At 63.9% G+C, this 10,324-nt stretch carries 14 protein-coding genes and 1 riboswitch; of the genes, 6 read left to right on the forward strand and 8 right to left on the reverse strand.

What is annotated here, in order from left to right:
• Positions 1-10 precede the first annotated feature (10 nt).
• Positions 11-478: an NfeD family protein gene (locus tag V0U35_RS04940; RefSeq protein WP_330195548.1), complete on the forward strand. Its 468-nt coding sequence runs from the start codon at positions 11-13 to the stop codon at positions 476-478.
• Here V0U35_RS04940 and V0U35_RS04945 read toward each other — a convergent pair.
• The 3 genes from V0U35_RS04945 to V0U35_RS04955 are packed head-to-tail and all read right to left on the reverse strand — an operon-like array spanning position 475 to position 1,941.
• Positions 475-1,170 carry a hypothetical protein gene (locus V0U35_RS04945; protein ID WP_330195549.1) on the reverse strand — a complete coding sequence of 232 codons (696 nt, stop codon included), beginning with the start codon at positions 1,168-1,170 and terminating at the stop codon, positions 475-477. The two genes, V0U35_RS04940 and V0U35_RS04945, sit on opposite strands and share 4 nt — an antisense overlap.
• Entirely contained in the window at positions 1,170-1,610 is a 441-nt protein-coding gene (locus V0U35_RS04950) for an SRPBCC family protein (protein WP_330195550.1), read from the reverse strand. The genes V0U35_RS04945 and V0U35_RS04950 overlap by 1 nt, the downstream gene beginning before the upstream one ends.
• On the reverse strand, positions 1,600-1,941 hold the full coding sequence (locus V0U35_RS04955) for an ArsR/SmtB family transcription factor (protein WP_330195551.1): 342 nt from the start codon (positions 1,939-1,941) through the stop codon (positions 1,600-1,602). Before V0U35_RS04955 ends, V0U35_RS04950 begins: the two co-directional genes overlap by 11 nt.
• A gap of 184 nt (positions 1,942-2,125) precedes the next feature.
• Here V0U35_RS04955 and V0U35_RS04960 point away from each other — a divergent pair, with 184 nt between their 5' ends.
• A complete protein-coding gene (locus tag V0U35_RS04960; protein ID WP_330195552.1) occupies positions 2,126-2,632 on the forward strand; it encodes a hypothetical protein in 507 nt (168 codons plus the stop codon).
• 61 nt (positions 2,633-2,693) lie between these two features.
• On the opposite strand, the gene V0U35_RS04965 is transcribed toward V0U35_RS04960, so the two are convergent.
• The 5 genes from V0U35_RS04965 to ispH form a co-directional block, all read right to left on the reverse strand.
• A complete protein-coding gene (locus V0U35_RS04965; protein WP_330195553.1) occupies positions 2,694-3,587 on the reverse strand; it encodes a PhzF family phenazine biosynthesis protein in 894 nt (297 codons plus the stop codon).
• 153 nt (positions 3,588-3,740) lie between these two features.
• The gene (gene rnhA, locus V0U35_RS04970) at positions 3,741-4,208 is read right to left on the reverse strand and encodes a ribonuclease HI (protein ID WP_330195554.1); all 468 of its coding nucleotides are present in this window, start codon (positions 4,206-4,208) and stop codon (positions 3,741-3,743) included.
• Positions 4,205-4,591 (reverse strand): nuclear transport factor 2 family protein, encoded by a 387-nt coding sequence (locus V0U35_RS04975; protein ID WP_330195555.1) that lies wholly within the window; start codon positions 4,589-4,591, stop codon positions 4,205-4,207. Before V0U35_RS04975 ends, rnhA begins: the two co-directional genes overlap by 4 nt.
• On the reverse strand, positions 4,588-5,016 hold the full coding sequence (locus V0U35_RS04980; RefSeq protein ID WP_330195556.1) for a DUF1801 domain-containing protein: 429 nt from the start codon (positions 5,014-5,016) through the stop codon (positions 4,588-4,590). Before V0U35_RS04980 ends, V0U35_RS04975 begins: the two co-directional genes overlap by 4 nt.
• 38 nt (positions 5,017-5,054) lie before the next feature.
• Positions 5,055-6,002, reverse strand: a complete 948-nt coding sequence (ispH, locus tag V0U35_RS04985) for a 4-hydroxy-3-methylbut-2-enyl diphosphate reductase (protein ID WP_373696350.1) — start codon at positions 6,000-6,002, stop codon at positions 5,055-5,057.
• A gap of 121 nt (positions 6,003-6,123) precedes the next feature.
• Here ispH and V0U35_RS04990 point away from each other — a divergent pair, with 121 nt between their 5' ends.
• The 4 genes from V0U35_RS04990 to gcvH all read left to right on the forward strand — a co-directional run bounded on the left by V0U35_RS04990 (position 6,124) and on the right by gcvH (position 10,263).
• Complete coding sequence (locus tag V0U35_RS04990; protein WP_330195557.1) at positions 6,124-6,708, forward strand: hypothetical protein; 585 nt, start codon at positions 6,124-6,126, stop codon at positions 6,706-6,708.
• 2 nt (positions 6,709-6,710) lie between these two features.
• The gene (gene argS / locus V0U35_RS04995; protein WP_330195558.1) at positions 6,711-8,474 is read left to right on the forward strand and encodes an arginine--tRNA ligase; all 1,764 of its coding nucleotides are present in this window, start codon (positions 6,711-6,713) and stop codon (positions 8,472-8,474) included.
• Between the two features lie 54 nt (positions 8,475-8,528).
• A riboswitch (glycine riboswitch) is annotated at positions 8,529-8,618 on the forward strand.
• Positions 8,619-8,766: 148 nt separating this feature from the next.
• Positions 8,767-9,864 (forward strand): glycine cleavage system aminomethyltransferase GcvT, encoded by a 1,098-nt coding sequence (gene gcvT / locus V0U35_RS05000; RefSeq protein WP_373696373.1) that lies wholly within the window; start codon positions 8,767-8,769, stop codon positions 9,862-9,864.
• Between the two features lie 33 nt (positions 9,865-9,897).
• Positions 9,898-10,263, forward strand: coding sequence for a glycine cleavage system protein GcvH (gene gcvH / locus V0U35_RS05005; protein WP_330195560.1), 366 nt, complete (start codon positions 9,898-9,900; stop codon positions 10,261-10,263).
• Positions 10,264-10,324 lie beyond the last annotated feature (61 nt).

The following is a 10,324-nucleotide window of genomic DNA, read 5'->3' on the forward strand; positions in this document are numbered from 1 at the left end:
AGGGCGATGTATGGACCTGGTAATCGAATTCCTGCAGGGACTGAATATCTGGTGGTGGCTCGGTCTGGCCGGTGTGCTGCTGATCGGGGAGCTGATCACCGGCACGACCTATCTGCTCTGGCCGGCCGCTGCGGCCCTGATCACCGGACTGCTGACCCTGCCCTTTATCGGCATCGACTGGCCGATCCAGCTCCTGGTGTTTTCGGTCGTCTCGGTGGCGCTGCTCTATATCGGCGACCGCTTCGTCAAACCGCGTCTGAAATCGGGAAGCGAATCCGGTCTCAACACGCGGGCCACCTATCTGGTCGGCGAACGGGTAACGGTCGTCGGGGCTTTCTCCGGCGGAAAGGGCCGGGTGCGCCATGGCGACACCGAATGGACGGCCCGGACCGAAGACGGCGCAGACATCAATCCGGGTGACCGGGCGACGGTCCGCGCGGTCGACGGCACCACGCTGGTGCTGGCCTCCGAAGCCTAGTGACGGCCCGGCTGCGCGCGCGGCGTGTAGCCGGGATGGTCGGGCAGGATCCGGTCATGGGGCAGGGCGATGGTTGCAAGCGCGAACACGCCGCCTGCTCCCTCAAACACGTAGGGATCGTGTCCGAACAGGGCATGGCCGCCAAAATCGGCATTCTCGATATAAGGCGCATAGAGCATCAGGTGGACATGGAAGCCGCCGAGGCCCGGTCCGAGATACATCGCGTCCGACATCATGTAGCTGATCGCGAACGGGGCAGGCAGCGGTATGTCGCCCGAAGCGACGGCGGCGACGACCGCGGCTTCGATGGCGTCCCGGTTCTCTCCCGCCATGAACAGCTCGGCACGCAGAAAATGCTCGCGCATGACCGTTCGCGTGCCCTCGGCATTGAAACAGACCGGGGCGATGACGTCGGGGTTGGAGAATGTCGCCGGTGAGCCTTCGAAGGGCGCGCCGAAGCTGCGCTGAACCAGGCAGGCAAACCCGTTTGTGCCTTCACTGACCTGCTCGTATCCGCCTTCGCGCAACACGTAATAGCTGGCTTCTGTCGTGACCGCTTCGGGTGCCGCGCTGCGGGCCAGGGCCAGCTCGTAACCCTCGTCCATGAGCCAGGCCGAGACGTCGTGACCGGTTTGTGCGCCAGCGGCGGCAGACAGCAGGGCCGTTGCGGCAAGAGCGATAGCGGACCTCATCAGCGGACCTGACCCAGTTCTTCAGCAAGGCTGGCGAGCGAGCTGTCCCAACCCTCATTGTGATTGACGGCGTCCTCTCCGACGAGGCCGTGATGCTCGACAATGAGCCGCGTGCCGTTCCCCGTGTCCTCGAAGGTCAGGTGGACCACGCTCTCTTCCCCGCGAATGCCGTCATTGTGCCAGGCCCAGGTGAACACCAGCCGGTCCGGCCGGGCGATTTCGTGATAAATACCGCTGACGTGATAGCGCTGTCCTTCCCCATTCTCCATGACGGCGTGCCAGTCCCCGCCCTGACGGGCATCGATGCCGAAATCCGCGATACGAACGCTCTGCGGGCCGAACCAGCGCGGGAAGATGTTTGGGTCCAGCCAGGCATCAAAGACCCGTTCGCGGGGCGTATCGAAGTCTCTTTCCAGCCGGAGAAGGGTGTCAGTCGTCATGGCGTGGGTCTCCTTTGGTATCCTCCTTCAGGACGGCGTCGAGGCGATCGAGGCTTTCAGTCCAGAAGCGTTCATGGCGGTCCAGCCAGCGCCGGACTGCCAGGATGGCGTCAGGCTTCAAGCTGATGATGCGCTGCTGCGCGACGGCTTTCCGTTCGATCAGGCCAACGCGTTCCAGTTCGCCGAAATGGCGCGAGGCCGTGGGCGGGGTCAGTGACAGGCCACGGGCCAGCGTTCCCGCAGTCTGAGCGCCATCGGCCAGTAACGCATCAAGGATGGCGATCCGGGCCGGATCGGCGAGGGCAGCGAAAATCTGGTGCGGTGCTGTCATGATTTCGTATTTCCGTAATAATGGAAATAAATAAACATACCTTGCCAGAAGACGCAAGCTCTAGGTTGGAGGAGGCCGCCTCCCCTGAACCGGGGATGGCGGACCATGGCGGCGTTTTCCTATCCAGACCCGTGACGAGGGTATTTGCCGGCGGCGCGCCGGTCTGACGAAGGGAGAGACGTCCATGTTCAAACAGATTGCCATTGCCGCCGTGATTGCAGCGGGGAACGGTTCCGCCATGGCCCAGCAAAGCCAGGTCATCCTGCTGGGTGATTCCGCGATGTCCTGCTCGGAAATCATTGTTGCCGCGACTGAAGCCACCGAAATTCTCGGCGGCGCGCCTGAAGGCGGTGTGTTCTCCAGCGAACAAGCGATCAACACCGCGACGGGCCTGGCCATGCAGGGCGCGATCCATTCAGGCATTGGCCGTGCCGTACCGGGGATTGGTGCAGTTGGCGGACTGCTTGGCCGTGCGGCCCGTGCTCGCCGGGAAGAAGAGGAGGCCCGCCAGCAGGTCGCCGAACGCCGCTGGTACTACCTCAACGGGCTTTACGAGGGCCGGATGTGCGACGACGTCCTGCGCCAGGAAGCCGCGGCTCAGGCGCTGGCTGACTCCCAGCCGCCGCAGACCGAGCCGGTTTCAGCGGAAGCGGTGGCCGTCGCCGCTGAAACCCCGGCTGATACCGAATAGAAATTGAGGACCAGGGGAGGGGAGTCGCCAACCGGCCGGAGCCTGCTCCGGCCGGTCCGGGTCAAAGCTCGAACGTGCCCTCGAAGACGGTCACAGCCGAACCGGCGATCCGGACCTCTGCGACCTTTCCGCCGGATTTGCTGGCCCTGGCCAGAATGCGGCTTGGACGGCCCATCTCGACGCCCTGGGCAATCTCAAGGCTGATCTCGCCATCGGAGCGTTGATCAAGCGAGGCGGTCAGACCCATCAGGGCCGCACAGGCGCTACCCGTGGCCGGATCCTCCGGTACGCCATCAAGCGGGCCGAACATGCGGGCCGCCGCGTGGCCGTCGCCGGTCATCACATAGATCATGACATCGTGGGCATGGGCCGGAAGGGCATGAAAGGCCTTGACCGGACCGGGAGCGGCGCGCCGCAGCGCGTCCATCGAGGCAATTTCGGCGATGGTGAAGGGCAGGCCGACCGACGCTGTCAGTGGCACATGCCGAGATGTCAGAATGTCCGCGGCGGACAGTCCGGTGCTGCGCGCGACGGCTTCAATGTCCACCGGCTCTCCGGTGCTGAAAGGTTCGGGCGCGGTGCATTCGGCCTCGATCGTTCCAGTTGCAGGCCGCCGGATATCGATACGCACCAGGCCGGCTTTTTCTTCGAAGCGCAGGGTCTCGCCGACGCGGCGATCAAACAGCGCACCCAGATGTGTCGCGGCAATGGCACTGCCGATATTGGGGTGGCCCGCGAAAGGGACTTCGCGTGCCGGGGTGAAAATCCGCAGGACGGCGTCGTTTTCCGAATTGTCCGGCGGTAGGAAAAAGCTTGTCTCGGAATAGTTGAACTCGCCTGCGATGGCCTGCATCTGCGCCGTTGTCAGGCCCTGGGCGTCGAATACGACGCCGAGCGGATTGCCGCCGAAGACCTGGTCGGTGAACACGTCCATCGTGACGAAACGGCGCTTCATGGCGGCCTCCGGCTTTCAGTAAAAATCAATCAAGGGATCACCCAAACGGGGGATACCGGACCCGGCCCGGAGCCGTCTAATAACGAACTGTGTCGCAAACGACGGTTTGCGGGGCAATCAGAGGCGGGCGTTCCCGATAGACGCCCGCCTCTTTCATTTGCCGTCCGGCAAGACCAGCTGGATGCCTTCACGGGCGAGTTCGTCTGCGCGCTCATTGCCGGGGTCACCGGCATGGCCCTTGACCCAATGCCAATCGACGCTGTGGCGTGACGCTACGGCGTCCAGCCGCTTCCAGAGATCGTCATTCTTGACCGGCTTCTTCGCGGCGGTCTTCCAGCCATTGCGCTTCCAGCCGTGAATCCACCTGGTGACGCCATCGCGGACATAGACGCTGTCGGTCACGAGTTTGACCGTTCGCCCGTCCTTTTTCAGCGCTTCCAGCGCCTGGATCGCGGCCATTAGCTCCATGCGGTTGTTGGTGGTTTCCAGCTCGCCGCCCTTCAACTCCTTGCGGTGACCATTCCATTCGAGGATCGCGCCCCAGCCGCCCGGCCCGGGATTGCCCGAACAGGCCCCGTCCGTGTGGATCGTGATCAGTCCTGCCGGTGCGCGCGCACTCATCCGGCCAGCCCTTTTCGCAGGGCGTCTTCAGCGGACAGGCCTTGCTGCTTCAGGAAGGTCAGGCGGTCCCAATAGCCGCGCTGGAACACGATCAGCCCATCCCTGACCTGGAAAAAGCCGCATCCGCGCAGACCCTTGGGATCACGCCATTCCAGAATCGCCCAGTCGGAATCCTCGAAAAGGTTCTCCACGATGCAGAACATGTCCGCCCCGGCGAATTCTGTTTCGAGCATGTCGCGGATCGCCTCGCGCCCTTTCACCGGGTCGGTATTGACCTGGTGGTTGACAGCGTTGTCGGCATAGAGCTCGGCCACGGCATCGGCATCACCGGTATTGAAGGCATCGACCCACTGGCTGACCACGTCCCGCGGAGATCGGCTCATGACGGACCCACCGGGTAAGTCTCGCCGAGGTCTTTTACCCCGGCCTTGATCAGCTCGGCGAGGACATCGAGATCGATATCCGCAAGCTTGTTGACGTAGAGACATGATTTACCCAGCGAATGCTTGCCGAGGCGATCCAGGATCGGGCCATAATCGGAATAGCCCGGCATGATGTAGAAGACGAGTTTCGCCTTGCGCGGCGAGAAGCCCGTGGCCAGGGAGTCGCCTTCCCGCCCGCTGTCATATTTGTAGTGATACTGCCCGAAGCCGATGATGGACGGCCCCCACATGCGGGCTGTCCAGCCTGTCGTCTTCTCGAAGAGCGTGACCAACTGTGCGGCCTCATCTCGCCGCCGGGCCGGTTCCACACTGGCGATAAAGTCGGCGACGGGCGTGCCCGTTGCCTGCGTCTTGTTCTCGGCCATGGTCTGCCTCCCGGGTGTCGTGGCGTATGCTGCGCGGTTCAGGCGACAAGGCGCGGCAGTTTGAAGACGACATTCTCGTCAGTGACGCGCAATTCCTCAACCGCGAGGTCAAAGCGGTCCTCAAACGCCGCGATCAGGTTTTCAACGAGGCTTTCCGGTGCGGATGCTCCAGCTGTGATCCCGACCGTTGCCGCGCCGTCCAGTTCGCGCCAGTCGATCGCGCGTGAATCCTCGATCAGGGCGGCCTTGCCGGCACCGGCACGCAGCGCGACCTCGACAAGGCGCTTGGAATTCGACGAGGTCTCAGAGCCGATCACCAGGACGATGTCGCAATCGGCCGCGAGTGCCTTGACCGCAGCCTGGCGGTTGGTCGTCGCATAGCAGATGTCTTCCTTGTGCGGCGCGGCGATCTCGGGGAAGCGGCGCTGCAACTCGCCGACGATTTCGGCGGTGTCGTCGACCGAGAGCGTGGTCTGGGTGACGAAAGACAGTTTCGCCGGGTCGCGCGGGGTGAAGCTGCGCGCATCCTCGACGGTCTCAACAAGGGCGATGGCACCTTCGGGCAGCTGGCCCATTGTGCCAATGACTTCGGGGTGGCCGGCATGTCCGATCAGGACGATCTCGCGGCCGGCCTTGTAGTGGCGTTCGGCCTCGACATGGACTTTTGAGACCAGCGGACAGGTCGCGTCGACATAGATCATCTCGCGCCGCGCGGCCTCTTCGGGAACATGCTTGGGAACGCCGTGGGCGGAAAACACGACGGGCCGGTCGGTCGGGCATTCGTCCAGTGATTCCACGAAGACCGCGCCCAAGCGCTCGAGGCGTTGGACGACATGCCGGTTGTGGACTATCTCGTGACGCACATAGACCGGCGCGCCGAAACGCTCGATGGCGCGTTCGACAATCTGGATGGCGCGGTCCACGCCCGCGCAAAAACCGCGCGGCGCGGCGAGAATCAGGCGGATGGGGGGCTTGCCGGAAGGCACGATTCTACATCTCCTGCGGGCGCGGCGTTGCAGCTACGCGGCGCGCGTCGTATGACCCCTCTAACAAAGCGTCCGGCGCGCGGAAAGTGCGCCATCCCTTCACAATGTCAGGTCTTCGTCCATGCGCCAGCCGATTGCCCTCCTTCTGATGTCCTTCTCGCTTGCCGGATGCCAGGTCGCCGAGCGCGTTTTTGAGGAGGTGCCGGACAATCCCGGTGCGTGCCCGTCCGCGCTGTCGCTTTATGATGCGCACCGCTCCGTCGAGTTCGCCTCGCAAGCCTCCTATGAAGGCGGGGCGCTGTTTTCCGACGTGACGTTTACCGGCGAGGTGCTCGCCGTTCGCTCGCTCTGCCGGTATTACGAGGACCGTCCGATCCTGGCCAATCTGGAAATCGACATGGGGTTCGGGCGCGGCCCGGCCGCGATGGGCGATACGCATACCTACCGCTATTTCGTGGCAGTGACGCGCCGTGACACGGTCGTGATCCACCGCGAGACCTTCCCGATCACGGTGCGCTTCCCGCCGGGTGAAGACCGCGTCTACCTGCAGGAAACCATCGACCAGATCACCATTCCGCGGGCCAATGAAGACATTGCCGGGGATAATTTCGAGATCATCGTCGGCTTCGAGCTGACGCCTGACCAGGTGGCCTGGAACCGCACCGGTCAGCGTTTCCGCGCCAATGCCGGTTCAGAAACCAACTGATCATGACTGCAATCGCCGAACAGCTGACGCAGCGCCTTGGCGCGGCGTTCGAGGCCTTGGGACTGCCACCCGAGCTGGGCCGGACAATCGAGTCCGACCGTCCCGACCTCGCGCCTTACCAGTGTAACGGGGCAATGGCGGCGGCACGGCTGGCCAGGAAGGCACCGCGCGCCGTGGCCGAAGATGTGGCGGCCCAGCTGAGCGGTGATCCGCTTCTGGCCGCGGTCGAGATTGCCGGGCCGGGATTTCTCAACCTGACACCGCGCGATGCGGTCTATGACGCCCGGGCAGGCGAACTCGGCGGCGATGACCGGACCGGGGCCCGCACGGTCGAGACCGCGCGCAAGATCATGATCGACTTTGGTGGCCCGAACGTCGCCAAGCCGATGCATGTCGGCCATCTGCGCTCGTCCATCATCGGGGACTGCCTGCAGCGTCTGTTCCGCTTTCGCGGCGACTCTGTGACCAGCGACGTGCATCTTGGCGACTGGGGTCTGCAGATGGGCCAGCTCATCACCGAAGTCGAACTGGTGATGCCGGACCTGCCGTATTTCGACATCGATTTTGAAGGGCCATACCCGTCGAAATCGCCGGTGACGATGGATGACCTCCAGACGCTCTACCCGCAGGCCTCGGCAGCCTGCAAACAGGACAAGGCCCGGCTTGAGTCCGCCCGTGCCGCGACCCGTGCCCTGCAGTCGGGACGACCGGGCTATGTCGCGCTGTGGCGGCATTTCCTCGAGGTTTCGAAGGAGGCACTCAGGCAGGATTTCGACGCGCTTGGTGTCCGCTTCGACCTGTGGAAGGGCGAGGCCGATGTCGACCCGCTGATTCCGGACATGGTCGCGGACCTGAAATCGCGCGGTGTCGCGGTCGAGGACCAGGGGGCGCTGGTCATCCACGTCAATCGCGAGGACGAGAAGCGCGAGCTGCCGCCCTTCCTGCTGTTGAAGTCGGATGGTGCCGCGCTTTACGAAACCACCGATCTCGCCACCATTCTCGACCGCAAGGCCCATACCGGTCCCGATCTGACGCTCTATGTCGTCGACAAGCGCCAGAGCGACCATTTCGAGAAGGTCTTCCGCGCGGCACTGCTCGCCGGTTATGCCGAACCGGGCGCGCTGGAACACATCGCCTACGGCACGATGAACGGGTGGGATGGCAAACCCTTCAAGACGCGCGAAGGCGGAGTGCTGAAACTCGCCGACCTCTTGCGCATGGCGACCGACAAGGCACGGGCGCGGCTGGACGAGGCCGGGCTCGGCCAGGAGGGCGACGCCAGCGAGCGGGAATCGGTGGCGTCCAAAGTTGCCCTCGCCGCAATCAAGTTCGCCGACCTCAGCCACGACCGGGCGACCGATTATATTTTCGACCTCGACCGATTCATGAGCTTTGAGGGCAAGACCGGACCTTACCTGCTTTACGCGGCGGTGCGGATCAAATCCCTGATGCGCAAGGCCGCCGAAGCCGGCGTCTCGTCCGGCGCGGTGCAGGTGTCAGCCAATGAGGAGCGTGAGCTGATCCGGGTGCTCGATGCCTTCGATCGGGCGGTGACGGACGCCTACGAGCGCCGCGCGCCGAACGCGCTGTGCGATCACGTCTTCACGCTGGCGCAGGCCTTCTCGAAATTCTACGGAGCCTGCCCGATCCTTCCGGAAAAGGACGAGGCGGTGAAAGCGTCCCGTCTGGCGCTTGCCGAGATGACCTTAAAACAGCTGGAACTGGCTTTCTCGCTGATCGGGATCGAGGCACCGGAGCGGATGTAGGCTCGGCGCATCGCGATTGACTCTTCCACCGCTCGAATTAAACCCTTTAACAGATCCCGGCCCGCGGGAGAGACCGGCGAACAGGCCGGCGCCGAAGGCGCAACCGCCCCGGAAACGCTCAGGCAACAGGACCGCGGGACGGCAATGAGCGCTGGAAAGCGGATGGGGAAACCCATTCCACCGACGGAGCAAGCGAAGCCTCCCCTTCGCGGAATCTCTCAGGTTACAGGACAGCGGGGGCAGGCGAGGCTAACATCTCGTTTGCTGCCCCATCGCTGACTGCCAGGACGCCATTGCCATGACCGACGTGCTCAAGACCCCGCTCCATGCCCTTCACGTCGCCCTCGGCGCGAAGATGACACCGTTTGCCGGCTACGACATGCCTCTGCAGTACGAGGGCATCATGGCCGAACACAACTGGACGCGCGAAAGCGCGGGCCTGTTCGACGTGTCGCACATGGGCCAGGCCCATTACACTGGTTCGGAGTCGGCGCTGGAAGCGCTGATCACCGCCGACCTCAGCGAGGTAAAGCCGCACGAGCAGAAATACTCGCTCCTCCTCAACGCGGAAGGCGGGATCCGCGACGATCTGATGGTGTCGCGCCCCTTCGGCGATGACGGCATTTTCCTGGTGGTGAATGCCGCGACCAAGGACGCCGACTTCGCCCATATCGCCGAGAATACCGCCGGACAGGGGCAGCTGCGCGTCATCTCCGACCGCGCGCTTGTCGCCCTACAGGGGCCGAAAGCGAAGGATGTCGCCGCCGAGCTTTTCCCCAAGGCCAATGACCTGATCTTCATGCAGTGCGGCGTGTTCGAGCTTGAAGGCGCGGAGGTCTGGATCTCCCGTTCCGGCTATACCGGTGAAGACGGGTTCGAGATTTCCATTCCGGCCGCAGACGCGGAACGCATTGCCCGCGTCCTGCTCGACCACCCGGCGGTGAAGCCCATCGGCCTCGGCGCGCGCGACTCGCTGCGCCTGGAAGCCGGGCTCTGCCTCTATGGCCACGACATGGACGCGACGAAGACGCCGGTCGAAGCCACGCTGATGTGGGCCGTCGCCAAGTCGCGGCGCGAGCGCAAGGATTTCCCGGGTGCGGACCGCGTGATGGCGATGTTCGCCGAGAAACCGGCCCGCAAGCGGATCGGTTTTACCATGAGCGGTGCGCCTGCGCGCGAAGGCGCGGAAATCGTCAAGGACGGAAAAACGATCGGTGTCGTCACGTCCGGTGGCTTTGGCCCCAGCTTCGGCGGACCGGTCGGCATGGCCTATGTCGATCTTGAGCACGCCGCACCGGACACCGAATTCGACATTCTCGTTCGCGACAAGGCCCGCCCGGCCAAAGCCGCGAAAATGCCCTTCGTCGCCCAGCGCTATCATCGCGGCTGACCCAAATTTCCATCTCGGGAGGAGACAGACCCCATGACCACGAAATTCACCAAGGACCATGAATGGATCCGCGTCGAGGGCGATGAAGCCATCGTCGGCGTCACCGCCTATGCCGCCGAACAGCTCGGCGATGTCGTCTTTGTCGAACTCCCTGACGTGGGCAGGTCGGTCACGGCCGGCGACGAGATGGCGGTCGTGGAATCGGTGAAAGCCGCATCGGAAGTCTATGCCCCGATCGCGGGCGAGGTGGTCGCGGTCAACGACGCGCTGGAAGATGCCCCGCAAACCGTCAATGAAAGCCCGGACGCGGACGGCTGGTTCGTGCGGCTGAAGATCGCCGACAAGTCCCAGCTCGACGGTCTGATGGACGAGGCCGCCTACAAAGCCCATATCGGCTGATTTCAAATACGCTGACCGGTTTCCTCCCCCGTTCACGGGGGAGGGGGACCGCGAAGCGGTG

Origin of the sequence: Hyphobacterium marinum, assembly GCF_036330325.1 — a bacterium.
Taxonomy (GTDB): domain Bacteria; phylum Pseudomonadota; class Alphaproteobacteria; order Caulobacterales; family Maricaulaceae; genus Hyphobacterium; species Hyphobacterium marinum.

Excerpts from the sequence above, each read along its gene's own strand:
- V0U35_RS04940 (WP_330195548.1), top strand. The coding sequence starts at position 11 with ATGGACCTGGTAATCGAATTCCTGCAGGGACTGAATATCTGGTGGTGG.
- V0U35_RS04945 (WP_330195549.1), bottom strand. The coding sequence starts at position 1,170 with ATGAGGTCCGCTATCGCTCTTGCCGCAACGGCCCTGCTGTCTGCCGCC.
- V0U35_RS04950 (WP_330195550.1), bottom strand. The coding sequence starts at position 1,610 with ATGACGACTGACACCCTTCTCCGGCTGGAAAGAGACTTCGATACGCCC.
- V0U35_RS04955 (WP_330195551.1), bottom strand. The coding sequence starts at position 1,941 with ATGACAGCACCGCACCAGATTTTCGCTGCCCTCGCCGATCCGGCCCGG.
- V0U35_RS04960 (WP_330195552.1), top strand. The coding sequence starts at position 2,126 with ATGTTCAAACAGATTGCCATTGCCGCCGTGATTGCAGCGGGGAACGGT.
- V0U35_RS04965 (WP_330195553.1), bottom strand. The coding sequence starts at position 3,587 with ATGAAGCGCCGTTTCGTCACGATGGACGTGTTCACCGACCAGGTCTTC.
- rnhA (WP_330195554.1), bottom strand. The coding sequence starts at position 4,208 with ATGAGTGCGCGCGCACCGGCAGGACTGATCACGATCCACACGGACGGG.
- V0U35_RS04975 (WP_330195555.1), bottom strand. The coding sequence starts at position 4,591 with ATGAGCCGATCTCCGCGGGACGTGGTCAGCCAGTGGGTCGATGCCTTC.
- V0U35_RS04980 (WP_330195556.1), bottom strand. The coding sequence starts at position 5,016 with ATGGCCGAGAACAAGACGCAGGCAACGGGCACGCCCGTCGCCGACTTT.
- V0U35_RS04990 (WP_330195557.1), top strand. The coding sequence starts at position 6,124 with ATGCGCCAGCCGATTGCCCTCCTTCTGATGTCCTTCTCGCTTGCCGGA.
- argS (WP_330195558.1), top strand. The coding sequence starts at position 6,711 with ATGACTGCAATCGCCGAACAGCTGACGCAGCGCCTTGGCGCGGCGTTC.
- gcvH (WP_330195560.1), top strand. The coding sequence starts at position 9,898 with ATGACCACGAAATTCACCAAGGACCATGAATGGATCCGCGTCGAGGGC.